This window comes from Arthrobacter sp. RIT-PI-e, from assembly GCF_001187915.1.
In the GTDB taxonomy this organism is placed as follows: domain Bacteria; phylum Actinomycetota; class Actinomycetes; order Actinomycetales; family Micrococcaceae; genus Arthrobacter_D.
Genome location: NZ_LGIU01000043.1, coordinates 46,055 through 70,264 on the forward strand (window position 1 = coordinate 46,055; position 24,210 = coordinate 70,264).

The window sequence follows — 24,210 nt, forward strand, 5'->3', positions numbered from 1 at the left end:
GTACTCGGTCCTTCGGTGTGCAGTTCTACGGTGTGCAGCCTCGGGCGAGTGCCGGGAGGCTGCACACCGGGAGGAACTTCCTAGAGCTGTCCGACCTCGGAGCGGCTCGGCTGCGGCCGGTTGTCGGCGTCGTACCGGTAGATGCCGATGGCGGCCTCGGTCGGGTCACCGTTCTCGTCGAAGGAGATCGGGCCGGAGATGCCGTCGTAGTCGATGTCCTCGCCGTCGCGCAGCAGGGTGACGCAGCCGGCGAAGTCGTAGCACTTGGTGCCGTCCTTCGACACGCCCTCGAGCTCGGCGGCGATCGCCGTCCCGTCCACGCTTCCGGCTGCCTCGGCGGCCAGGGCGATCAGGGTGACGGCGTCGTAGCTCTCACCGGAGTACGCGTAGCTGGTGAGGTCCGGGTTGACCGTGGCCAGCGCGTCCTGGAACGCGGTGCCCGTGAAGGGGCCGGGGATGGTGCCCTGCGCTCCTTCGAGGGTCCCGGGATCGAAGTCCGCGCTGAAGTCCGAGGTGTTGCCGTCCACCATGAAGAGGGTGCTCGGGTCGATCCCCTTGGCGGTGAGCAGCGGGATGATGCTCTTGGCCTCGTCGAAGCTGATCAGGACGATCGCGTCGGGCTCGGCCGCGGCCACCGCGTCTACCTGGCTGGAGAACTGGGAGTCACCGGTGTTGAACATCTCGTTGGCCACCACCTGGCCACCGGCTGCTTCCACGGTCTCCTGGATGTTGCCCTGGAGACCCGTCCCGTAGGAGTCGTTGAGGGTGATCATGCCCACGGTCTGGGCACCGCACTCCATGATGTAGCTGCCGAGGGTACGGCCCTGGAGGACGTCGGAGGGAGCGGTGCGCCAGTAGAGCCCGTTGTCGTCCCAGTCGGTGAACTCGGGGGACGTGTTGGCGGGCGAGAACTGGATGACGCCGGCGCCGGTGATCTGGTTGATGACGGTCTTCGAGACACCGGAGGATGCTGCGCCCACGATGGCGTTGACGTTCTGGGACAGGAGATCCGTGACGGACTGCGTGGCGATGTCCGTGGTGGTGTCGCCGGAGTCGCGGTGCGTGATGGTGACGTCCTGGCCGAGCACCCCACCGGCAGCGTTGATCTCGTTGACGGCGAGGTCCACACCCGCGATCTCGGGCGGGCCGAGGAAGGCGAGGGTGCCGGTGGTCGGGAGGATCGAGCCGATCCGCAGGGGCTCGGGACTCGTGGTCTCGCTCGCGGGGACGGCCGAGGGGTCGGTCGTCTCCCGGGCCTCCCCGTCCGAGCCGGCGTCGGGTTCGGGGCAGGCCAGCGCCGACGTCGCCGCCGCGCTCGTGGCGGGGTGGGGGGGCCCCCCCCCGGCGCCCCGTTGCCGCGCCCTCGCCGCCCCCCCCGCAGCCGCTGGCGAAGAGTGCGATCCCCAGACCCAGGGCGGCGACCCTCGCCGCGCGCGGGACACCCCTACCGGTGCCGACCCGCGCGGAGTTGCGTGTTGCAATCATGAATTAGTCTCCTCGACCGAAAGGCTCTGGCGCCTCAGACGCGATCGCCAGGTGTTCCTGGCTTGTAGGAAAAGCTAATGCAATTTTGTGTCCGAGATAAGGGGAATGGGTTACAAGCGTGTAACAGCTGTCACATAGTGGCTCCGGCGATCTTGACACCGCCCCTGGCGGGGCATGACCGGCGGGGTACGGTCACCGTGGGGTCGGCGGACCGCGGACGGGTCACCGGGAGGAGGACACCGCACGGACGGCGGAGGTGGTGCCCCAGCAGGGACTCGAACCCTGACTGAGCAGATTTTAAGTCTGCTGCCTCTGCCGATTGGGCTACTGGGGCTGGCCCGGCTCCTCCAGCGTAGCGCGGAGCACCGGGTGCGGGTCGCCCCGGCCACGCGAGCGCCGCGGGAGGACGACGGCGTACAGGAGGAGCCACGGAAGACAGGACGACGGCGACCACCTGAGGCTGGTCGCCGTCGTCCTGGTGCTGCGGGGTGCCCTCAGGCCGAGGTCTTCGCCGCCGCGACCTTCCCTGCGGGCGTGGGCGGCTGGCTCTGCAGCGCGGTGTCCTTCTTCGGCGGCGGCGTGGCCGCCTCGCGGAACTGGCGGCGCGGCTCCTGGAGATCGGACACGGGGGCGAGGTCGCGGCCGAACAGGAAGCTCATGCTCCAGTTGACGATCACGCGGGCCTTGCGCTCGTACATGGGCATCGCGAAGCCGTGGTAGCCACGGTGCGCGAGCCAGGCCGGGAAGCCCTTCATGCCGAAGCCCATGATGTTGGCGACACCCTTGAACTGACCGAAGCCCGCGACGGCACCGAGGTTCGTGTGCCGGTACTCCGTGACCTCGCCGTCGCCGTAGTTGGCGGCGAGGAGATTGGCCGCGAGGTGCTTGGCCTGGCGTACCGCGTGCTGGGCGTTCGGGACGCAGAATCCGCCCACTCCCCCGCCGGTGAGGTCGGGGACGGCGGCGACGTCGCCCGCGGTCCAGGCGTTCTGGAGGGGACCGTCGTCGCCGGTGATCCGCAGTTCCGCGGAGGCTCGGACGCGGCCGCGCTCGTCCACCGGGAAGTCGGTGGAGCGGGCCACGGGGTTGGCCTGCACACCCGCGGTCCAGATAAGGGTGTCGGTCCCGAACTCGTCCGCCGGGGTCTTGTCCGGCATGTTGATGAGCTTGAGCGTCCCGTCCACGGCGCTGGAGAGCGAGGTGTTGAGGAGGACCTCGATCTGGCGTGAGCGGAGGTGCCCCACCACCCACTCCGCCTGCTCGGCGGTGACCTCGGGCATGATCCGGCCCATGGCCTCGACCAGGACGAAGCGCAGGTCCGAACGGGACAGGCGGGGGTTGGTCTTCACGGCATCACGGGCCGCGTCCTCCATCTCGGTGATGGTCTCGATGCCGGCGAAGCCACCGCCCACCACCACGAAGGTCAGTGCGCGGTCGCGCTCGGGGCCCTCGCCCATGAGCGAGGCGGTCTCGATGCGCTCCAGCATCTGGTCCCGCAGGGCCACGGCCTCCTCGATGGTCTTCAGGCCGATGCCCTGGTCCTTCAGACCGTCGATCGGGAAGGTGCGCGTGATGGAGCCGGCGGCCACGACGACGTCGGTGTACCCGAGCTCGAAGGACTCACCGCCGTCCGCGGGTGCGATCGTGGCGGTACGGCCCGCGTGGTCGATCGAGGTCACCTTGCCGGAGATCAGCTCGGTCTTCCTCAGGTGCTTGCGGTGGGACACGATCGCGTGACGCGGCTCGATGCTCCCGGCTGCCACCTCGGGCAGGAAGGGCTGATAGGTCATGTAGGGCAGGGGGTCCACCAGGGTGACGATGCCGCCGTGGTCCCTGACCTTTTTCTGCAGCCTGTGCGCGACGTACAGGCCTACGTAGCCACCGCCGACGACGAGGACGCGCGGGCGATCGGAGAAGTGTGCTGTGGATGCCATGCCTCGATGCTACCCGCCTTTGTGAATATCTTCACTAGCTCCGCCGCGCCGGGGGGAACGATCCCGGCGACCTACTCGTTGCGCGTGCGCGGGCGGCGGAGCACGCGCACCACGTGGAGCGTCCCGCCGGTCACGACGAGCAGCAGCAGGCCCGCGGCGCCGAGGACCACGGTCGCGGCGGTGGTGCTTCCCGGTCGCAACGGGTCCTCCGCCACGGGCGCCGGTGGGGCGGCGAGGGCCTGCGGCGGAGGGGCGCTGGGCGTCGCAGGGGCAGGGGCGGGGCTCTGCCCGCCCCTGCGGTAGAGCTGGATCCACTCGGCCATGCCGCCCAGGCGGCTCACGCTGGGCACCCGCACGCCGTCGGACACCGCCGCGGCGACATCCAGCACACCGTAGCCGTACAGGGTGTCGAAACCGGGAGGGCCCGCGTCGCGTGCCGTGTCCACGATCCGGTTGACCACCTCGGCGGCGGAGCGCTCCGGGTACCTGGAGCGGATCAGGGCGGCCACCCCGGAGACGCTCGGCGCGGCACCCGAGGTACCGGACCAGTCCGCGTAGGAGCCTCCGGGCAGCCCGCCCCCCAGGTACTCGGACGGCGCGGCGACCGCGATGCTGATCCCCTCCGAGGAGGCCTCGGCGCTCGCCGCCCCGGAGCGGTCCAGGCCGGCCACCGCGAGCACACCGGGGATGGTGGCGGGGGCACCCACCTGGGTCAGGCCGCCCGCACGGTTGCCGGCCGCGGCCACGATCACGACGTCGTTCTCCTCCGCGTACAGGAAGGCGTCGTCCCAGCTCTCGGGCCAGTCGGTGCTGTTGCTGCCGAGGGACATGTTGATCACGTCGGCGCCGTGGTCCACGGACCAGCGGACGGCGGCGGGGATCTGCTCGTCGACGCTGACCCCGGCCGGGTTCGGTCCGCTCGTGGCGCCCTCGATCCACACGGAGACGGCGAGGAGCTCCGCTCTCGGCGCCACGCCGATCACGCCGTCGGGACCGTCCCCGAACGCACCGGTGGATGCGGGTGCAGGCGTCGGGGTGGTGCCGGCCGTGGGACCGGTGTCGGCCGTGTGCCCGCGCCCCGCGAGCAGGGTGCCCACGAGCGTTCCGTGGGGCGGCACCTCACCCAGTCCGAGCTGCCCGTCCGGGGCGCCGGCACCCGAGACGTCGGTCCCGCCGACCACGGCACCGGCGAGATCCGGGTGGGTGCCGTCGATGCCGCTGTCGATCACGGCCACCGTGACGCCCTCACCCTGCGTGGTGGCCCAGGCGTCCGTGATCCCGTAGTCCTCCAGCCAGTACTCCTTCTCGCGCACCGCGTCCGCCGAGGCCGGGAGCGCCCCGGGCGGCAGGACGGCCGGGCACGGGCCGACGGCGGCCGCGCGCGCGCCGCCCCGCCGCGCGCTCCTCACGGCGCTCCGCCGTTCCGCTCCGCGACGCTGAGCGCGATGCCGTCGAGGATGTCGTGCTCGCTCGTGACGGCAGCGGACACCCTGCCTCCCGTGACGGCGGCCATGCGTTCCACGATGCATTTCCAGATCAGCGCCCCGGCACCGATCACATCCACGCGTCCGGGGTGCATGTAGGGCAGTGCCGCGCGTTCCTCGCGCGTGGCGTGGAGGAGGTCCGATGCCGCGGCGGTGATCTCGGCGACGGGCAGCTCTGCCCCGTGGAGGCGGGACGCCGAGTACTCGGGCAGCTCCAGGGCGTGGGCGGTCACCGTGGTGATGCTCCCGGCGACACCCACCACCCTGGTCACGCGCTCGAGGGGGACCTCCGCCGCGGCCTGGTCCAGCATCCGGCCCACCTCCGTCTCCATGGCCCCGATCTGCTCGGCCGACGGCGGGTCGGCCTGCAGGAAGCGTTCGGTGTACCGGACGCAGCCCATGTCCGTGCTGCGCGCGGCCAGCAGACCGTCCGTGGTGCCGGCCACGAATTCCGTGCTGCCGCCACCGAGATCCACCACGAGGACGGTCTCCCCGGCTGCGGTCGCCAGGACGCTGACGGCGCCCTCGAAGGAGAGCCGGGCCTCCTCGTCCCCGCTGATCACCTCGGGCGTCACCCCGAGCCGGGCCCGGATGCCGTCCACGAAGTCCTGGCGGTTCTCCGCGTCGCGCGAGGCGGAGGTGGCCACGAAGCGCACGGGCGGGCTGCCGTGCTTCCCGAGGAGGACGGCGTACTCCTCGGCGGCGGCGAACGTGCGCTCGAGCGCGGCGTCGGAGAGGCGTCCGGTGGCGTCCACGCCCTCGCCGAGGCGCACGACGCGCATCAGACGCTCGACGTCGGTCAGCACGCCGTCCTCGACGTCGGCGATGAGCAACCGGATCGAGTTGGTCCCGCAGTCGATGGCGGCTGTACGCATCAGGTCTCCTCGAGTGGTACGCGGTCGGTGGGGTGGTCGGCAGCTTCCGGGTGCGGGCCGTCTCCGGGGTCCTGTGCGGTGCCGGTCGCGGGTGCCGCCCCGGTGGCGGGGGGACGACGCCGTTCCGCTCGCTTCGCCTCGAGCTCCTCCGGGGTCAGCCCCTGGGTCCGGGTGTGCCTGCTGAGATCCGCGTCGGGTGCCCGCCCGGTGGTGTCCCAGGCGCCGCCGCAGTAGCAGCGGTCGGCGGTCCACCACGGGGAGATCCGGGCGATCGCCTCGTCCCCGAGGGGGTTGACGCCCGCACCCGCCGCGAGGGCGTGGCCCACGAGCACGTGCAGACACTTGACGCGGGAGGGCATCCCGCCCGCGGACACGCCGTCGATCTCGGGGACGGCCCCGGTGCCGGCGCGCTCCCCCACGGCCTCGCGGGCCGCGAGGTAGGCCTCGTGCGCCGCGAGGTAGTGCTCGGCCAGGGATGCATCCGAGGCGAGGCGCTCGGTCATCTCCGTCATGACGCCGTCGGCCTCCAGCCTGGACACGGCCGCCGTGATCACCGGGTGGGCGAGGTAGTACGTGGTGGGGAACGGGATGCCGTTGGACAGCCGCGGCGCGGTGGTGGCCACGAGCGGGTTGCCGCACACGCACCGCGCCCCGATCTCGACGACGTCCCGTACCGGGCGCCCCAGCTGCCTGCTGAGGACGTCGAGGTCCAGCGTGCTCGGGATCCTCGGGTCCGGGCCCTGCTGCTCCTGCTGGGTCACACTGTTCCTTCCTGGACGCCCCGCCGGGGCGTCGGGCACGGCTCGTTGCAGCGCGCGGGTGCTGCGGATGCGCCGCTCAATCGGTGGCGGCGCGGGTGATGGAGTTCCACAGGGAGTCCACCCAGGGCAGCTCCGCGGGGCCGGCCGCGGAGCCCTCGCCCGTGCTCTCCTCGATCCCCTCGGCCCCCTTGACCAGGTACCTGGTCTCGCCGGGCATCACGAGGAAGATCCGCTCACGCGCCTGCTGCCGGACGAACGCGGGGTCCTCCCACCGGGCCAGCTCCGACCGGTAAGCGGCCTGGTCCTGCTGCTGCACGGCGATCTCCGCCCGCAGCGCGTCGAGCTCCGATTCCTGCTGGACGTAACGGCTCACCGACGGCGCCAGCATCACGATGACGGCCACGAGGACCACGGCGAGGGCCAGGAGCCTGCCGGAGAAGGACCTCGCCGGGATGGGCGTGGCGTCCTCGGCCGGCTGGATGGCCGTCTCGACGCGCCTGGCGCCGAGACGCCCGCGCCGGATGCTCGGTGCGAGCTGGGAACGCTCGGCGGCCCGGGCCTCGGACGCCGAGGCCGGACGGCCCTTCCCGGGCCCTCCCCCGGGACCCGGCCTGCGGGGTGAGGTCGTGACGGACCGGGGGTCCTTCGTGGCCGAGGGTCCCGGCGTCCTGCTCCCGCCCGCCGAGCGTGCATCGGCCTTGACCACGTGGGCCTGGCCCGAGCGCGTGGGTGCGGAACCGTGGCCGGGGCCCACCACCCTCGCCCCGGCCGGTCCCGCAGGTCGGCGGTCGGAGGGCGGTACCGGCGACGCACCGCGTGCCGGCTGGTCCCCCGCCGGCGGCGCCGGCGGGCCGGCACGGGGCACGTGGGGGCGGCGGGCGGTCATGGAGCTCCTCGTGGTCTCTCTCACGGTGTCGCGTCAGGTCCCGCGCGGGAACCTTCTAACGAGGGTAACCGTCCGCACGCCCCGCGGCGATCCGGTCAGGCCGTGAAGCGTGGGAAGGCGCTGCGACCGGCGTACCGTGCGGCGTCGTCGAGCTCCTCCTCGATGCGCAGCAGCTGGTTGTACTTGGCGACGCGCTCGCTCCGCGCCGGGGCACCGGTCTTGATCTGGCCCGCGTTGGTGGCGACGCAGATGTCCGCGATCGTGGTGTCCTCGGTCTCGCCGGAGCGGTGCGAGGTGATGGTGGTGTACCCGGCGCGCTGGGCCAGCGTGATGGCGTCGAGCGTCTCGGTGAGCGTGCCGATCTGGTTGACCTTCACGAGCAGCGAGTTGGCCGTCTGGTTGGAGATGCCCTTGGCCAGGCGCGTGGGGTTGGTGACGAAGAGGTCGTCGCCCACGATCTGCACCTTGTCGCCGATGCTGTCCGTGAGGTGCTTCCAGCCCTCCCAGTCGTCCTCGTCGAGGGGGTCCTCGATGGAGACCAGCGGGTAGTCGCGGACGAGCTCCTCGTAGTAGGCGCTCATCTCCTCGGTGGTGCGCGAGGAGCCCTCGAACTGGTAGGTGCCGTTCTCGTAGAACTCGGAGGCGGCGACGTCGAGCGCGAACGCGATGTCGGTGCCCGGGGTGTAGCCGGCGCGCTCGACGGCGGAGGTGATGAGATCCAGGGCGTCGCGGTTCGAGGGGAGGTTCGGCGCGAAGCCGCCCTCGTCGCCGAGACCGGTGGCCAGGCCCTTCTCCTTCAGCACGGACTTCAGCTCGTGGTACACCTCCACGCCCCAGCGGAGACCTTCGGAGTAGGACTGCGCCCCGAGGGGGACGATCATGAACTCCTGGATGTCGACGTCGGAGTCGGCGTGCGAACCACCGTTGAGGATGTTCATCAGGGGCACCGGCAGCACGTGGGCGTTGGGGCCGCCGAGGTAGCGGTAGAGGGGCAGCGCCGAGGACTCGGCGGCGGCGCGGGCCACCGCGAGGGAGACACCGAGCATCGCGTTGGCGCCGAGGTTGGACTTGTTCTCCGAACCGTCCAGATCGATCATGGCCTGGTCGATGGCACGCTGGTCGGCGGCGTCGAAGCCGAGGAGCGCCGGCTGGATCTGCTCGATCACGGCCTCCACGGCCTGGAGCACGCCCTTGCCGAGGTAGCGGCCCTTCTCCCCGTCACGGCGTTCGTTGGCCTCGAACGCGCCGGTGGAGGCACCGGAGGGGACGGCCGCGCGGCCGAAGGTGTCGTCGTCGAGCAGGACCTCGACCTCGACCGTGGGGTTGCCGCGGGAGTCCAGGATCTCGCGTGCGTGGATGGCATCGATGATGGCCATGATTCAGCTCCTCTTCGTTGGAGTGTGGGGGTTCGGTCTCGTACTGGGACGTCGTCGTCTCGAGCAACGGAGGTGTTGCTCCCAGCCTAGTTCACGCCGGTGCTGCCCGTCCCTCCGACGGGCGGCGTCAGGTGCCGGTGGAGGACGGTTCCGCGGGGCCTTCCAGCTCGTCCCGGTGGATGAGGACGGCACGGCGCAACGCCCGTTCCGGGTCCACCCCGGCGGCCAGGGACCGGCGGACGAGATCCAGGAGCTCGCGCCCCAGCACGCCCTCGTCGTCGGTGCTCCCGTCAGCGGTGCTCCCACCGGCGGGAAGGAGGTCCGACACACGGGGCTCCCCGGCCCGCTGGAGGGTCTTCGCCGCGAGCGCGAGCGCCGGCAATCCGTGCGGGATGCCGTCGAAAACGGACGTGCGCGCCGGATGCTCGGCCCGCTTCACCTGCTGCCAGGTGTCCACGATCTCCTTCACCGACGCCGGGAACGCCTCCCGCAGGGAGCCGTCGGGGGCGAAGACGTGCGGGTTCCGGCGGACGAGCTTGGCGGTCAGCGTCCCGGCGACGTCGGCGAGGCCGAACGTGCCCGACTCCTGCTGCAGCCGGGCATGGAGGACCACCTGGAAGAGCACGTCCCCGAGCTCCCCGCAAAGATGCGCGAGGGCCTCCTCGGAGGGCTCGCGAGCGCGTGTCACCTCATCGACGGCCTCGTAGAGCTCGTACGTCTCCTCGACGAGGTACGTCAGCAGGGAGGCGTGGTCCAGTGCCGCCGTCCACGGGCAATGGCGGCGCAGGAGCTCCACCACCTGCACCAGCCGTTCCACGGCATCCCCCGTTCCGGGGACCCCCGGAGGAGGCGCGCCGACCATCAGGAGTCCAGGCCGGCTGCCCTGTCGAAACTGAGCGTGACGTGCTCGGCGAGGGCATCGCGGTCCTCGAGCGGCAGGAAGGCGGCATCCACCGCGTTGAGGGTGAGCTCGAGCAGGTCCGCGAGGTCGTAGCCGAACGTGTCCACGAGCAGTTCGAACTCGCTCGTCAGGCTCACCCCGCTCATGAGGCGGTTGTCCGTGTTCACCGTGACCTTGAAGCCCAGCTGGTACAGCAGGTCGAAGGGGTGGGATTCCACCCCGGTGCCGAAACTCGCGATGGCGCCGGTCTGCAGGTTCGAGGACGGGCAGAGCTCCAGGGGGATCCTGCGGTCGCGGATCCACGAGGCCAGCAGGCCGAGGTTCGCGACGCCGATCTCCTCGCCCTCGGGGGCGTCCTCGTCGGCGGACTCCTCGATCTCGATGTCCTCGGCGATCCGCACCCCGTGCCCGATCCGCAGCGCACGCCCGGCCACGAGCGCGTCGCGGATGCTCTCCAGCCCGGCGGCCTCGCCGGCGTGGACGGTCACGGGGAACTGCTCGGAGGCGAGGAAGGTGAAGGCGTCCGCGAACCGTGAGGGCGGGAAGCCGTCCTCGGCACCCGCGATGTCGAAGCCCACCGCACCTCGGTTCCGGTGGCGTACCGCCAGCTCGGCGATCTCCTGCCCGCGGTCGCCGTGGCGCATGGCCGTGATCAGCTGACCCACCTGGATGACCCGGCCCGCGGTGATGGCGGCTGCCGCGCCCGCCTCGAGTCCCTCCTGGACGGCCTCCACGGCCTCGTCGAGGGTCAGCCCGCGCTGCGTGTGCTGTTCGGGCGCCCAGCGCACCTCCCCGTAGACGACGCCGTCCGCGGCGAGGTCCTCGACGAACTCGCGGGCCACCCGGATCAGGTGCTCGCGCGTCTGCATCACGGCGATGGTGTGGTCGAAGGTCTCGAGGTAGCGGGGCAGGGAGCCGGAGTCGGCGGACTCACGGAACCAGGCTCCGAGCGACCCGGCGTCGCCGGCCGGCAGCTCGTGCCCGATCTCGGCGGCGAGTTCGAGGACGGTGGCCGGCCGGAGCCCGCCGTCGAGGTGGTCGTGGAGGGAGACCTTCGGGAGGCTCCGGATGTCGATGGCGGTGTCCTGGGCGGTGTCGTTCTGCGTCTGTGTCACGTCCCCCAGCCTACGCGACACCCCTCATGCGGTCCCGTGCTCCCGGGCCTCCCCGGCCTCGGAGCCCGGGGCCTCGACGACCTCGTTGAGCGGCGTGTTGCCGCGGACGATGACGATCAGGCGATCGACGATGAACCCGAGCACGATGGCGATGCCCACCGCCACGACCACGCCGAGGAGGTGGTTCTCCTCGAACCAGCTGCCGGCCACCGCGCCGATCCCCACGGAGTAGCCGGCCCACACCACACCGGAGATGACCGTGAGCAGGACGAAGCGCTTCCGCGGGTAGCCGGTGGCACCCGCGGTGAGGTTGACGGCCACGCGCCCGATCGGGATGAAGCGGGCCACGAGGATCAGCGAGGCGGCCCGCTTCGCGAGCTCCCGGCCCGCCCACGCGAACGAGCGCTGCATCCGCGGGCGCCGCATCCAGCGGAACCGGGTGGTCCCGATGGCCCGTCCGATGAGATAGGCGATGTTGTCCCCGAGGAAGGCCCCGAGCGCGGCCACCAGGATCAGCAGCCACGGGTTGGGCACCCCCTGGGAGATCACCAGGGAGGCGAGACCCACCACCACGGACTCGCTGGGCACGGGAGGGAAGAACCCGTCCACGAGGCACAGCAGCAGCACCACGAGGTACACCCAGGGCTGCTCCGCGGCGGACAGGACGAGGTCGCTCAGACCGTTCGCCGCGCTCGTGATCCCTTCCATCCTCAGGCGATGCGGTCGATGATGAGCTGCTGCGCCGGGCCGGATCCCTCCGGTGCGATCACGACGGCGTCCGCGAGGGCGTCCCGCGCGCGGTCGAACCTGTCGGATGTGTCGGTCAGCAGGGTCAGGAGAGGTTCACCCTTCCGCACGCGTGCCCCGGGCTTGGCGTGCATCCGCACCCCGGCCCCGGCCTGCACCGCATCCTCCTTGCGGGCCCTGCCCGCACCGAGGCGCCAGGCGGCCACGCCGACGGACAGGGCATCGAGCTCCACGAGCACGCCGTCGGCCGGTGCCAGGACCACCTCGGACTCCTTCGCCACGGGCAGCTCCGCACGCGGGTTCCCGCCCTGCGCCTCGATCATCCGGTTCCAGACGTCCATGGCGCGGCCGTCGCGCAGCGCCGCGGCAGGATCGGCGTCGTGCACACCGGCTGCGGCCAGCATCTCCTCGGCGAGGCGGACGGTGAGCTCGACGACGTCGGCCGGGCCACCACCGGCGAGGACCTCCACGGACTCCTCCACCTCGATCGCGTTGCCCGCGGTGAGACCGAGCGGCGTGCTCATGTCCGTCAGCAGGGCCACCGTGTTCACCCCGGCGTCGAGACCGAGAGCCACCATGGTCTCCGCCAGCTCCCGTGCCTGCGTCACGTCCTTCATGAACGCACCGCTGCCCACCTTCACGTCCAGCACCAGCGAACCCGTGCCCTCGGCGATCTTCTTGCTCATGATGGAGGACGCGATGAGCGGGATCGCCTCGACCGTACCGGTGACGTCACGCAGCGCGTAGAGCTTCTTGTCCGCCGGCGCCAGTCCGGAGCCCGCGGCGCAGATGACCGCCCCGACGTCGGCGAGCTGGCGCATCATGGCCTCGTTGCTCAGGTACGCCTGCCAGCCCGGGATCGATTCGAGCTTGTCGAGGGTGCCACCGGTGTGGCCGAGGCCGCGCCCGGAGAGCTGGGGTACGGCCACCCCGAACACCGCCACGAGCGGAGCCAGCGGCAGGGTGATCTTGTCCCCCACACCTCCGGTGGAGTGCTTGTCGCTCGTGGGGCGGCCCAGCGAGGAGAAGTCCATGCGCTCCCCCGAGGCGATCATGGCGGCGGTCCAGCGCGAGATCTCGGCGCGGTCCATGCCGTTGAGGAGGATCGCCATGTTCAGGGCGGACATCTGCTCGTCGGCGATGGCACCGCGCGTGTAGGCGTCGATGGTCCAGTCGATCTGCTCGGGCGAGAGGGTACCGCGGTCCCGTTTGATGCGGATGATGTCGACGGCGTCGAAGGCTTCGGTCATGGGATGTCCTCGCGTTGTGCGTACGGGCCCGCAGGGGGCCGGATGGTCGGGGTGGTACCGGGCCGGGTGGTGCCGGGCGGAAGCGCGTCAGGTGAGGTGCTGCGGGCCGAAGGCGTCCGGCAGCACCTCGTCCATGGTGCGGATGCCGCTCACGGTCAGCAGCAGCATGTCCGGTGCGCGGAACTCGTAGAGCAGCTGGCGGCAGCGCCCGCACGGCATGAGCGCGTTGCCCTCGCCGTCCACGCAGGCGAAGGCCCGGATCCGCCCGCCGCCCGTCATGGCGAGGGCGCTGACCAGCGTGCACTCGGCGCACAGGGTCAGGCCGTAGGAGGCGTTCTCCACGTTGCAGCCGGAGACGATCCGGCCGTCGTCGATCAGTGCCGCGGCCCCCACGGGGAACCTCGAGTACGGGACGTACGCCTTCGTCATGGCCTGCCGGGCCGTGTCGGTGAGCGTGTCCCAGGGAATCTCCTGGTCCGTCATGTCCTGTGCTCCTAACCCTTGATGTACGGGATGCCGCTGGCACCCGGTGCCCTGGAACGGCCCACGAGACCGGCGACGGCGAACACCGTCACCACGTAGGGCAGCATGCGCAGGAACTGGTCCGGTACGGGTGTCCCGAGCAGGCTGAGCACGTTCGAGAGGTTGGTGGCGAACCCGAACAGGAGCGCCGCGAAGAACGCCCCGATGGGGTTCCACCGCCCGAAGATCAGCGCCGCGAGGGCGATGTAGCCCTGGCCCGCGGTCATGTCCCGGTTGAAGCCGGATACGGCCACGAGGGTGAAGAAGGAGCCACCCACACCCGCCACCACTCCCGCAAGCAGCACGTTGGTGAAGCGCATGCGGTTGACGTTGACGCCGAGGGTGTCGGCGGCCTTGGGGTGCTCGCCCACCGCGCGGGTCCGCAGACCCCACCGGGAGTGGTAGAGCGCGACGTAGATGACGGCGACCGCCACGTACATGAGGTAGCCCACGATGGTCTGCTCGAACAGGATCGGGCCGATCACGGGGATGTCCGCGAGGACGGGGATCTCGATGACGGGCAGCCGGGGCGGGGAGTTCCAGCGCTGGGAATCGCTCGTGAGCACCGCGGAGTACAGGAAGCCGGTGAGCCCGGAGACCAGCACGTTGAGCACCACGCCCACGATCACCTGGTTGACCACGTAGCGGATGCTGAACACGGCGAGCACCAGGGACACCAGCACTCCGGCCACCGCGGCGGCGAGCAGGCCCACGAAGGCGTTGCCGGTGAGCGATCCCGCCACCGCGGCGGCGAAGGCTCCGAAGAGCAGCTGGCCCTCGATGGCGATGTTCACCACGCCGGAACGTTCACAGAGCACACCCGAGAGCGAGCCGAAGATCAGCGGCACCGCGAGGGTCACGGACCCGGCGAGGAGCCCGTACAGGGCCACGTTCGGCGTGCGGGCGCTGCCCACCACCCAGGTGAGGAAGGCGATGAGGAAGACGACCGAGAACAGGGCCAGCAACCAGACGGGGATCCGGCGTCCGGCGCGCGTGAACAGCACGGCCAGCACCGCGAGGGCGAGCAGCACCAGGGCGGCGATCCAGCCGATCAGCGGCCCGCTGACCACGATCGGCGGCAGGACGATCGCATCGCCCTGCTCGGACAGCCGGAATGTCACGTCGTTGGCCGGCGCACCGATCGCGAAGACGAGGAGCGCGATGACGGAGAGGACGGACAGGATGATCGGGTTCTTCCAGCTCCGGACGCCCTGCTCCTCCGGAGGGCTGCCGGGAGTGGTGGGTGCGCTGGCGGTTGCTGTGCTCATGCTGCTGCTCCGGTCGAGGCTGAGGTGCGGTTCGTCGAGCGGCCGCGCCTCTGTGACCGCGGCGCCCCCGGCGCCGGGAGCCGGAAGAGTGCGCGGATCAGGGGTGGTGCGGCGATGAAGAGGACGATCAGCGACTGCACCACGAGCACGATGTCGATGCTCGTGCCGGTGGAGGCCTGCATGGTCACCCCGCCGGCGCGGAAGGCGCCGAAGAGCAGTCCCGCGGCGAAGGTCCCCCACGGCGAGGAGCGTCCCAGCAGGGCAACGGTGATGGCGTCGAAGCCGAAGCTCGCCGCCACGCCCGAGGTCAGCACCCGCTCGGTACCGGCCACCTGCGCCACACCGGCGAGCCCCGCAAGGCCTCCAGCGACCGCCATGGCCACCATGTACCCGCGGTTCACGTTGATGCCGGCCGTGCGGGCGGCGCTGGGGTTGGCGCCCACGGCGCGCAGCTCGAAGCCCACGGTGGAGCGGTTGAGCAACCACCAGACGAACACGGTGGCGACGACCGCCACCACGAAGCCCCAGTGGAGGCGGAACTGCGAGCCGAGCAGCAGCGGGTACACCGCGGTGGAGTCGAGCTGGGGGCTGATCGGGTTCGTGGATCCGGGCCGCTGGAAGCCGGGGGTGGTGAGCAGGTACAGCACCAGGTTGGTGGCGATGTAGTTGAACATGATCGTGAGGATCACCTCGTGGGCACCCGTGCGGGCCTTGAGCAGGCCCACCAGTCCACCCCACAGGGCCCCCCCGACCACGCCGGCGAGGATCACCAGCAGGAGGTGGAGCCCCACCGGCAGGTGCAGGGTGAAGCCCACCCAGGCGGCGAACGTGGCGCCGATGAGGATCTGGCCCTGGGCGCCGATGTTGAAGAGCCCGGCACGGAAGGCGAGCGCCACGCCGAGTCCCGCGCAGATCAGGGGCGTGGCCACCGTCAGCGTCTGGGTCAGGGGGTAGATCATCCGGGAGAAGGAGTCCGCCTCGAAGTTGATGATCGAGCCCTGGAAGAGCGCGATGTAGGCGCCGGAGGCGGCGGACCAGGCGGCCCCGAGCAGATCCTGCGGGCGCCCCAAGAAGTACGACGACGTCCGCGCGACCTCCGGGTCGGTGAGTGCGATGAGCAGGCCGCCGATGATCAGGGAGAGCACCACGGAGAGGAACGCCACCAGCGCGTTGCCGGTCATGACACGTTCCAGGAGTGATGCCTCGGACGCCTCGTCGGTGGTGCGGCTCGCCGCGCTGACGGGAGCTGCCGGCGGCGGGATCTCCCCGCCCGCCGTCTCGACCTCGTTCTCCTGCCGGACCTCGTCCTGGCGTGCGGTCGCGCGGGCCTGCCTGCGGGTCGGGCTCCCCCCGCCGTCGTCCTTCGGTTCTGCGTTGTCCGGAACCGGACGGTCCTCCTGCGGGCTCACAGGTTTCCTCCTCGAACGTCGTCGAACTGGGCCAGCGCCTCGTCGGCGGGCATGCCGGCCATCATGAGGCCGAGGACGTCACGGGAGACGGTGCCGGGCACGATCCCCATGAGTCTGCCGCGGTAGAGCACCGCGATGCGGTCGGCGAGCTCCAGGACCTCGTCGAGTTCCGTGGAGACGATGATCACCGGCGTGCCACCGTCGCGCTCCGCCACGATCCGGCGGTGCAGGAACTCGATGGAACCCACGTCCACGCCGCGGGTGGGCTGGGAGGCGATGAAGAGCTCGAGCGGACGCGAGAACTCCCGCGCCATGACCACCTTCTGCTGGTTGCCTCCGGAGAGCGTCCCGGCGGCGGCCGACGCCGACTGCGTCCGGACGTCGTACTCGGCGATCTTCTCCCCCGCGTTGCGGTCCACCGCCGTCGGTGACATGGACAGGCCCTTCGCGAAGGGGGCGGTGTCGTAGCGGTTGAGCACCAGGTTCTCCGCCACGGTGAACGTGCCCACGAGCCCTTCGACGCTGCGGTCCTCGGGGACGAACCCCACACCGGCGCGGATGATCTGCTTCACGCTCCGGCCTACGAGCTCGTCGCCGCCGAGGGTGACGGAGCCGCTCACGTGGTCCTGCAGGCCCATGATCGCCTCGGTGAGCTCCGTCTGCCCGTTGCCCTGCACGCCGGCGACGGCGAGGATCTCGCCCCTCGCGACGTCGAAGCTGAGGTCGTCGACCACGCGCTGGCCGTTCGCGGCGTGCACGGTGAGGTTGCGGACCCGGAAGGTCGTCTCCCCGGGCGCGGCGGGCTGCTTGTCCAGTGTCAGGCTCACGGAGCGCCCCACCATGAGGGAGGCCAGTTCCGTGGTGGAGGCCGTGGGGTCGGCGGTACCCACCACCTTGCCACGCCGCACCACGGTGATCACGTCGGAGACCGCCTTCACCTCGCGCAGCTTGTGGGAGATGAACACGATCGACTTCCCGTCCGCCTTCAGCTGCCCCATGATGCCGAGCAGCTCGTCGGTCTCCTTGGGGGTGAGCACGGCGGTGGGCTCGTCGAGGATCAGCACCTCGGCGTCGCGCACCAGGGCCTTGATGATCTCCACCCGCTGCTGCACGCCGACGGGGAGGTCCTCGACCACGGCGTCGGGATCGACGTCGAACCCGTACTGGTCGGAGATCTCGCGGATCCGGGCGCGGGTCTCGCGCAGGTTCAGCATCCCGGCGGTGCGTGTCGCCTCGTTGCCGAGCGCCACGTTCTCGGCCCCGGTGAACACCGGCACCAGCATGAAGTGCTGGTGCACCATCCCGATCCCGGCCGCCATCGCGTCCCCGGGGCCCTTGAAGGTGACGGGGGAATCGTTCACGAGGATCTGACCATCCGTGGGGTCGTACAGCCCGTACAGCACGTTCATGAGGGTGGATTTACCGGCCCCGTTCTCCCCGAGCAGGCTGTGCACCTGTCCGGGTTCCACGACGAGGTCGATGGAGTCGTTGGCCACGAGCGATCCGAAACGCTTCGTGATGCCGATCAGTTCGAGTTTCACAACTCAGCCAGCCTGTTCTCTTCTGTTCAGTTCGCGGAAGTCCTCGTGAAGGATATCGGGTGTACCTCGGTGCCCCGTACCGGCGGGCACACAGGACCGCCTCCCTCCCCGGGTGGGGAGGGAGGCGGTCCTGTGGTCGGGAGACAGCCGGAGCTACTGGGGGCTCGCCGTCGAGTCCACGGTGATCTCACCGGAGATGATCTGCTCGCGCAGGTCGTCCAGCGTGCCCTGGAGATCGGCCGGGACGTTGGCCTCCTGGTCGTGGAAGGGCGCCAGTGCCACCCCGCCGTTCTCCAGGGTGCCCACGTACGGGGTGCTGTCGAAGTTCCCGTCGAGGTCGCTGGAGACGACGTCCTCCACGGCTTCGCCCATGAGCTTCATGACCGAGGTGAGGATGAACTCCTGGCCGCTGTTCGCGGTCAGGAAGCCGTCCGAGTCCACCCAGACCGCCTTGACGTCGCGGCCGTCGGCATTGGCCTCCACCACGGCGTCGAGAGTGCCGGCGCCCACGGGTCCGGCGACGGGCATGATGATGTCCGCACCCTCGTTGATGAAGTTCTGGGTGTTCGTCTTCCCGGCGGCCGTGTCCTCGAAGTTCCCCACGAAGGTGCCGTTCTGACTCTCCTTGTCCCAGCCGAGCAGCTCTACCTCCTCGCCGTTCTCCTCGTTGAAGTAGGCGACGCCCTCGGCGAAACCGTCCATGAAGATGGTGACGGTCGGGATGTTGATGCCGCCGTAGGTCGCCACCTTGCCGGACTCGGTGGTGGCCGCTGCGGCGTACCCGGCGAGGAAGGCCGCCTGTGCCGTGTCGTAGATGATCGGCTTCACGTTGGGGAGCTCGATCGAGTTGTCGTCGATGATCGTGAAGTGCGTGTCCGGGTTGGCCTCCGCGGACGCCTTCGTGGTGTCCGCGAGCAGGAAGCCGACGGTGACGATCATGTTGCAGCCGTTGGACACCATGCTGTCGACGTTCGGACCGAAGTCGGTCTCCGACTGGGACTGCGCCTCGTTGATCTCGATCCCGAGATCCTCCTGCGCCTGGGTCAGGCCCTCGTAGCTGGACTGGTTGAACGAGCGGTCGTCGAAGCCGCCGGAGTCGGAGACGATGCAGCCGAGGTAGTCGGGGTTGGCCTCCCCGGCCGCACCGGCGTCGTTCGTGTCCTCGGCGGGCGGTGCACCGCAGCCGGCGAGGACGAGTGCCGAGACGCCCAGAACAGCGGCGGACAGGCCCGTGCCGCGCGTGATCTTGCGCAGTGAGTTCTTCAAAATTCCTCCAGGAGAAGAGATGCGCCACGGGGATCCACCCCTGGTGAGCGCTCCGGACGGATCTCACGTGATCCGGGGCCGGAGATCAGCGGGTGACCGTGGCGCCGCGACACCGTCGGTGCAGCATGTATGGGGAACATCCTACGGGGCACGTGATGCAGCACACCACCGAGGCTCCGGGGTGGTGCACGATCGTTCGGGTTTCGTTACCCGTCGGTGGGCACGCCGCTCGTCCCTCCCCTGGCGCAGTGCTCGCAGCCGTTCAGCCGACCACGTGGTTCCCGGCGTCGTCCACGGCCTGGAGGGCGGCCGCCGCCATGACCCGGATGCCGCAGGAGATCGCGGCCTCGTCGGGGGCGTAGTCCCCGCGGTGCAGATCGAAGGTCTCACCGCCCGGCGTGCGCGTCCCGAGCCGCATCATGGCACCGGGGACCTGCTGGGTCATCCACGCGAAGTCCTCCCCGCCCATGGACTGCGGCGTGAGGACGACGGCGCCCGATCCGAGTTCGGAGCGTGCGGCGGCCTCCAGCAGCCCGGTCTCGGCCTCCTGGTTGACCACGGGCGGCACACCGCGGATGTGCTCGAGCTTCACGTCCACACCGAACGGCGCGGCCACCTCGCGGACCGCGCGGTCCAGCAGTTCGCCCGCCGACTCCCACGCCTCGGCGTCCAGGCAGCGCAGGGTCCCGGACAGGAAACCGTGCGCGGGGATCGCGTTGGGCGCGGACCCGGCCTCGATCTGACCCCACACCACGGACACGGCACTGCGCACGTCGATCCGGCGGGAGAGGACGGCGGGTACGTTGACGGCGATCGCGGCGAGTGCGAACACGAGGTCCTCCGTGAGGTGGGGCCGTGAGGTGTGCCCACCGCGCCCGCTCAGTTCCACCCGCACGGTGTCCGACGCCGAGGTGATGGCGCCGATGCGGGTGCCCACGAGTCCGACGTCGATCCGCGGGTCGCAGTGGAGTGCGAGGATGCGCGGAACGCCCTCGAGGGCGCCCTGCGCGATCACCTCGAGGGCACCACCGGGCATCATCTCCTCCGCCGGCTGGAAGATGATGCGCACCGTGCCGCCCAGGGGCGTCCCGGCGTCGAGCTCCGCGAGCACCAGGGCCACCCCCAGCATCACGGTGGTGTGGATGTCGTGGCCGCAGGAGTGGGCCACGCCCATGGACTCCGAGGCGTAGGCGAGGCCCGTCTCCTCGAGGATGGGCAGGGCGTCGATGTCCGCCCGCAGCGCGATCCGGATGGGCCCCCGGCCGATGTCCACGAAGGCACCCGTACCCTCGAACCGCTGCGGCCGGAGCCCTGCCTGCTCGAGCCGTGCCACGAGGAGGTCCGTGGTGCGCTGCTCCCTGTAGGACAGCTCGGGGTGACGGTGGAGATCACGCCGGATCCCGGTCAGCTCCTCCAGGTGGGGGGCCAGGGAAGCACCCACGCGGGAACTCGGGCTGCTCGGGGTGCTCAATTTTTCCACCCGTCCAGCCTACCGACCGGAGCGCCTCAGGCCCGCAACAAGGCGTGGCAGCTCGTCTCACGGGCCGGCCGTCGGGACAGCGAGCGCGTTCGTCCTCAGCCCTGGAATCCTCGCGCGCCGCGAGAGGTCGGACTCGCTCGAGGGGTGAGTGCGGTCCAGCCGGCAGCTCGACGTCGATCGGATCCCCCACCCGCACCGGACCGCCGCTGATCACGATGCCCATGATGCCTGCCTTCCGGACCACGTTGCCCTGACCGTCCCGGGGTAGTGCTGCTTCCAGGAGCCCGGCCCGGAAGCGGTCGATCTGCACGCAGGGGTTGCGCAGCCCGGTGACCTCGACGACGGCGTCCGCCCCGAACCGCAGGAGTGATCCCGTGGGCAGGGCCAGGAGGTCCGGACCACGAGTGGTGACGTTCTCACCGAGGTCCCCCGGACCCACGGTGAATCCCTGCTGCTCCAGCTCGTCGAACAGTTCCGTGTGCATGAGATGGACCTGGCGCAGGTTGGGCTGCGTCGGGTCCGCCCGGATCCTCGAGAGGTGCTGGACCGTGATCCCGGAATGGGCGTCGCCCTCCACCCCCAGCCCCTCGACGAGCACGATCGAGGGCAGGCGCTCTTTGCTGAAGTGGTGACCGCTACGTCGGCTTACGGATACGACACACGGGGTCATGTGCACGTGCGTCATCACGGGACCCACTCCCTGATCTGTCTGCGCACAACAGAAGCGACGACATCCGGGTGGGACAACGGGATGTCGTGGGCTGCACCTTCCACCGTGTGCAAGGTGCTCGCGGGAAGCGCCGAGGTGGTGAGAAGCGCAAAATCGTGCATCAGCGTTCGCTCCCCGGCCCCGACCATCACGGCAGCCTGTCCGGGGTACGTGCTCCATCCGACGGGGAGCCCGAAACGGATGTTCTCCCCCACGCTCGACAGCAACGTGCTTCGCGATGTCGCGACGCTGTCGCGCAGGTACTGCTCCATGAGGTGCTCCGGGATGCCGAGCTGACGCGCCTGGGCCACGGCGAACCGTCGTCGTCGGGCCAGGGGTGCGCTCACGGCGAGCAGGGCGAGTGTGGGCCCGGGTAGAGGCAGCGGTTTCGTCTCGGCGCTGATGACGACGACGCCGCGGACGAGGTGGGGCAGCTCGGCGGCGAGCAGGACCGCCAGCTGGGCTCCCAGCGAGAACCCCACGACGTGCGCGCCCTGCGGGGCGTGGTCGTGCAGGACGTCGGAGAGCTCTCGCACCGTTCTCCGGTGTGAGACGTATGCTCGGTCCGCGCTTCGTCCGAAGCCGGGAAGATCCGGCACGATCATCTTCACCGTGGATGGGAGGGCCTTGCGCACAGGTCCCCACAGCCACCCGCTCACACCTGCCCCGTGCAGCATCAGGACCGGGAAGCCCTCTCCGTCCACCTCGGTGTGCATGGGCACTGTCAGCGCGGGACGTGAGGAACATGACGGTCTCCCCATCCGAGAATCCGCCTCACGTCCGCCCCGTGCGTCAGGTCGCGTCCTCGTTGCGGGTGCCCCTGAGCGTCGTCCGTGGATCTCTTCGACCACCCGGCACCTCGCGAGCATCCTGGCCTGCAACCGCCCTCCTCCTAGAGGACGTCGGTGTCCCCGCTGGCCCGGAGCCGCTCGACGGCCTTCTTGACCTCCTGCGCATGCTCCTTGGTGGTCACGAGCAGTGCGTCGGGGGTGTCCACGATCACGACGTCGTCGATCCCGATGAGCGCGATCACGCGCTTGGTGTCCGACACCACGATGCCCGAGGCGTTCTCGGAGAACACCCGCGCGCCCTCGCCCATGACCTTGAGGTCGCTGTTCTCCTCGGCAGGGTTGAGGCGTCCGATGGCGGCGAAGTCCCCGACGTCGTCCCAGGTGAACGTCCCGGGGATCATGGCGACGTCGCCCGCAGCGGCCGCCGGCTCCGCCACCGCGTAGTCGATGGCGATCTTCGGCAGACCCGGCCACACCCGCCTCGCCACCTCGACCCGGCGCGGCGTGTCCCACGCCTCGGCGATCTCCAGGAGACCCGCGTACAGCTCGGGCTCGTTCGTGGACAGGTGCTTGAGCATGAGGTCCACCGGCGCCACGAACATGCCGGCGTTCCAGGAGTAGTCCCCACCCTCGAGGTAGCTCTCCGCGATCTCCTGGGAGGGCTTCTCCACGAACTCGATCACGCTGCGGGCGGTGGGGGCACCGTCGACGGCGAGCGATTCGCCCGCCCTGATGTACCCGAAGCCGGTGGAGGCGTGGGTCGGCTGGATACCGATGGTGACGATGTAGCCCTGCGCGGCGGTCAGGATCGCCTCGCGCACGGCATCCTGGAACACCTCCACCGGTGCGATCACCTGGTCGGCCGCGAAGGACCCCATGATGATCCGCGGGTCCCGCCGGTGCAGGATCGCCGCGGCGAGCCCGATCGCCGCGGCGGAATCCTTCGGCTCACTCTCGAGGACCAGGTTGATGTCCTCGATCTCGGGGAGCTGCTGCAGGACCGCGCGGCGGTGCACCACGCCGGTGACCACCATGGTGCGGCCGTCGCACAGGGGACGCAGGCGGTCGTAGGTGGCGCGGATCAGCGTGCTCCCGGAGCCCGTGAGGTCGTGCAGGAACTTCGGCGCCGCAGCACGGGACAACGGCCACAGGCGGGTGCCCGTGCCTCCCGCGGGGATCACGCCGTAGAAGCGATCGAGCGCATTGTCGGGGGTCTGGGCAGCGGCCCTCTCGGTAGTCATCCCTCCCAAGGTAACCGACACCGGGCGCGCCCGGCCCGACGCCGGGCCCGATGTCGGGAGGACGACGGCGTGCCGGCGCCCTGTCGGCGGGCGCACGCCTGACGTCAGGGCGCCAGGGGTGAGGGCCGCCTAAATTGAACGGGGACTGTCACCGGCCTACATTATTATGGATTCAAGAGTGGCGTCGCACGGCGTAATCCCTGCGTACAACGCGCTGACGCCCACGCGATGCAGGGAGGTACTTTCAATGCCGAAGACACTGTCACCGAGCAAGCTGATCCCAGCCGGGACCCTCTACCGTGGCCGCGAGGGCCAATGGTCCTGGGTGGCCCACCGCATCACCGGGGTCGTGATCTTCTTCTTCCTCCTGGTGCACGTGCTGGACACGTCACTGGTGAGGGTCTCCCCCGAAGCGTACGACGCCGTCATCGGCGCCTACAAGAACCCCATCATGGGTCTCGGTGAACTCGGTCTCGTGGCGGCGATCGTGTTCCACGCGTTCAACGGCATCAGGGTGATCCTCGTGGACTTCTGGAAGCAGGGTCCCAAGTACCACCGCCAGATGCTCTGGGGCGTTCTCGGTCTCTGGGCGCTGGTCATGATCGCCTTCTCGATCCGCCACCTTTCGCACGTCTTCGGAGGTTAGTACGCCATGGCCACTCCCACCATCGAAACCCCGCGCTCCGGCCGGATGACGCCGGGTTACTCCCGCACCACCACCTCCCGCGGCAACTTCGAGATGATCGCCTGGCTCTTCATGCGGCTCTCCGGCGCCATCCTCGTGGTGCTCATCTTCGTCCACCTGTACGTCAACCTGGTCGCCGGTGACGGCATCAGCGGCATCGACTTCGGGTTCGTGGCCGGCAAGTGGGCCAACCCGACCTGGCAGATCTGGGACCTCGCGATGCTCTGGCTGGCCATGCTCCACGGCACCAACGGCATCCGGGTGATCATCAACGACTACGCCGAGAAGAACAGCACGCGCATGTGGCTCAAGGGTGTGCTCTACACCGCGACGGTCGTCATCGTGGTGCTCGGCACCCTCGTGATCTTCACCTTCGACCCCTGCCCCGTGATCAACGGCGTACCCCACGTCGCGGACTACTGCCCCGCCGCGTAGCTCCCGGTACGAGCCGGGACCCGGCGTGCGGGTCCTCACAGCGAATTCG

21 protein-coding genes, 1 tRNA gene and 1 pseudogene are annotated in these 24,210 nt (G+C 70.3%); 2 read left to right on the forward strand and 21 right to left on the reverse strand.

Annotated elements, in window-relative coordinates; all coding sequences use genetic code 11:
* Positions 1–80: 80 nt before the first annotated feature.
* From AC792_RS04510 to AC792_RS04610, 21 genes and pseudogenes are all read right to left on the reverse strand, one after another.
* Complete coding sequence (locus tag AC792_RS04510; protein WP_326947704.1) at positions 81–1,481, reverse strand: ABC transporter substrate-binding protein; 1,401 nt, start codon at positions 1,479–1,481, stop codon at positions 81–83.
* A 261-nt stretch (positions 1,482–1,742) separates the two neighbouring features.
* Positions 1,743–1,819 (reverse strand) — tRNA-Leu (locus AC792_RS04515).
* Positions 1,820–1,979: 160 nt separating this feature from the next.
* Positions 1,980–3,419: an NAD(P)/FAD-dependent oxidoreductase gene (locus AC792_RS04520; protein ID WP_049829374.1), complete on the reverse strand. Its 1,440-nt coding sequence runs from the start codon at positions 3,417–3,419 to the stop codon at positions 1,980–1,982.
* Between the two features lie 71 nt (positions 3,420–3,490).
* On the reverse strand, positions 3,491–4,828 hold the full coding sequence (locus AC792_RS04525) for a S8 family serine peptidase (RefSeq protein ID WP_200903369.1): 1,338 nt from the start codon (positions 4,826–4,828) through the stop codon (positions 3,491–3,493).
* Positions 4,825–5,781 (reverse strand): Ppx/GppA phosphatase family protein, encoded by a 957-nt coding sequence (locus AC792_RS04530; RefSeq protein WP_049829501.1) that lies wholly within the window; start codon positions 5,779–5,781, stop codon positions 4,825–4,827. The genes AC792_RS04525 and AC792_RS04530 overlap by 4 nt, the downstream gene beginning before the upstream one ends.
* Entirely contained in the window at positions 5,778–6,539 is a 762-nt protein-coding gene (locus tag AC792_RS04535; RefSeq protein ID WP_200903363.1) for a DUF501 domain-containing protein, read from the reverse strand. Before AC792_RS04535 ends, AC792_RS04530 begins: the two co-directional genes overlap by 4 nt.
* Before the next feature lie 76 nt (positions 6,540–6,615).
* Positions 6,616–7,425: an FtsB family cell division protein gene (locus AC792_RS16195; RefSeq protein WP_082177416.1), complete on the reverse strand. Its 810-nt coding sequence runs from the start codon at positions 7,423–7,425 to the stop codon at positions 6,616–6,618.
* A 95-nt stretch (positions 7,426–7,520) separates the two neighbouring features.
* On the reverse strand, positions 7,521–8,801 hold the full coding sequence (gene eno, locus AC792_RS04545; protein ID WP_049829375.1) for a phosphopyruvate hydratase: 1,281 nt from the start codon (positions 8,799–8,801) through the stop codon (positions 7,521–7,523).
* 127 nt (positions 8,802–8,928) lie between these two features.
* The gene (locus tag AC792_RS04550; RefSeq protein ID WP_235436370.1) at positions 8,929–9,618 is read right to left on the reverse strand and encodes a MazG nucleotide pyrophosphohydrolase domain-containing protein; all 690 of its coding nucleotides are present in this window, start codon (positions 9,616–9,618) and stop codon (positions 8,929–8,931) included.
* Positions 9,619–9,662: 44 nt separating this feature from the next.
* Entirely contained in the window at positions 9,663–10,817 is a 1,155-nt protein-coding gene (locus AC792_RS04555) for an adenosine deaminase (protein ID WP_049829377.1), read from the reverse strand.
* Between the two features lie 24 nt (positions 10,818–10,841).
* Entirely contained in the window at positions 10,842–11,525 is a 684-nt protein-coding gene (locus AC792_RS04560) for a DedA family protein (RefSeq protein ID WP_049829378.1), read from the reverse strand.
* A gap of 2 nt (positions 11,526–11,527) precedes the next feature.
* On the reverse strand, positions 11,528–12,814 hold the full coding sequence (locus AC792_RS04565) for a thymidine phosphorylase (protein ID WP_049829379.1): 1,287 nt from the start codon (positions 12,812–12,814) through the stop codon (positions 11,528–11,530).
* An 87-nt stretch (positions 12,815–12,901) separates the two neighbouring features.
* Positions 12,902–13,297, reverse strand: coding sequence for a cytidine deaminase (locus AC792_RS04570; protein WP_049829380.1), 396 nt, complete (start codon positions 13,295–13,297; stop codon positions 12,902–12,904).
* Positions 13,298–13,308: 11 nt separating this feature from the next.
* A complete protein-coding gene (locus AC792_RS04575) occupies positions 13,309–14,604 on the reverse strand; it encodes an ABC transporter permease (RefSeq protein WP_049829381.1) in 1,296 nt (431 codons plus the stop codon).
* Entirely contained in the window at positions 14,601–16,013 is a 1,413-nt protein-coding gene (locus AC792_RS04580; protein ID WP_442853598.1) for an ABC transporter permease, read from the reverse strand. Before AC792_RS04580 ends, AC792_RS04575 begins: the two co-directional genes overlap by 4 nt.
* Positions 16,010–17,554, reverse strand: coding sequence for an ABC transporter ATP-binding protein (locus AC792_RS04585; protein WP_049829382.1), 1,545 nt, complete (start codon positions 17,552–17,554; stop codon positions 16,010–16,012). The genes AC792_RS04580 and AC792_RS04585 overlap by 4 nt, the downstream gene beginning before the upstream one ends.
* Positions 17,555–17,707: 153 nt before the next feature.
* The gene (locus AC792_RS04590; protein ID WP_049829383.1) at positions 17,708–18,820 is read right to left on the reverse strand and encodes a BMP family lipoprotein; all 1,113 of its coding nucleotides are present in this window, start codon (positions 18,818–18,820) and stop codon (positions 17,708–17,710) included.
* 262 nt (positions 18,821–19,082) lie between these two features.
* Entirely contained in the window at positions 19,083–20,261 is a 1,179-nt protein-coding gene (locus AC792_RS04595) for an amidohydrolase (protein WP_442853599.1), read from the reverse strand.
* 169 nt (positions 20,262–20,430) lie between these two features.
* A pseudogene (locus tag AC792_RS04600) lies at positions 20,431–20,970 on the reverse strand (MOSC domain-containing protein); the annotation flags it as partial.
* A 14-nt stretch (positions 20,971–20,984) separates the two neighbouring features.
* Positions 20,985–21,878, reverse strand: coding sequence for an alpha/beta fold hydrolase (locus AC792_RS04605; protein WP_326947744.1), 894 nt, complete (start codon positions 21,876–21,878; stop codon positions 20,985–20,987).
* 23 nt (positions 21,879–21,901) lie between these two features.
* Complete coding sequence (locus AC792_RS04610) at positions 21,902–23,041, reverse strand: mannose-1-phosphate guanylyltransferase (protein WP_049829385.1); 1,140 nt, start codon at positions 23,039–23,041, stop codon at positions 21,902–21,904.
* A gap of 247 nt (positions 23,042–23,288) precedes the next feature.
* On the opposite strand from AC792_RS04610, the gene sdhC reads away from it, so the two are divergent.
* Both sdhC and AC792_RS04620 read left to right on the forward strand, forming a co-directional pair.
* The gene (gene sdhC / locus AC792_RS04615; RefSeq protein WP_082177417.1) at positions 23,289–23,687 is read left to right on the forward strand and encodes a succinate dehydrogenase, cytochrome b556 subunit; all 399 of its coding nucleotides are present in this window, start codon (positions 23,289–23,291) and stop codon (positions 23,685–23,687) included.
* Between the two features lie 6 nt (positions 23,688–23,693).
* Positions 23,694–24,161: a succinate dehydrogenase hydrophobic membrane anchor subunit gene (locus tag AC792_RS04620; protein WP_049829386.1), complete on the forward strand. Its 468-nt coding sequence runs from the start codon at positions 23,694–23,696 to the stop codon at positions 24,159–24,161.
* Positions 24,162–24,210 lie beyond the last annotated feature (49 nt).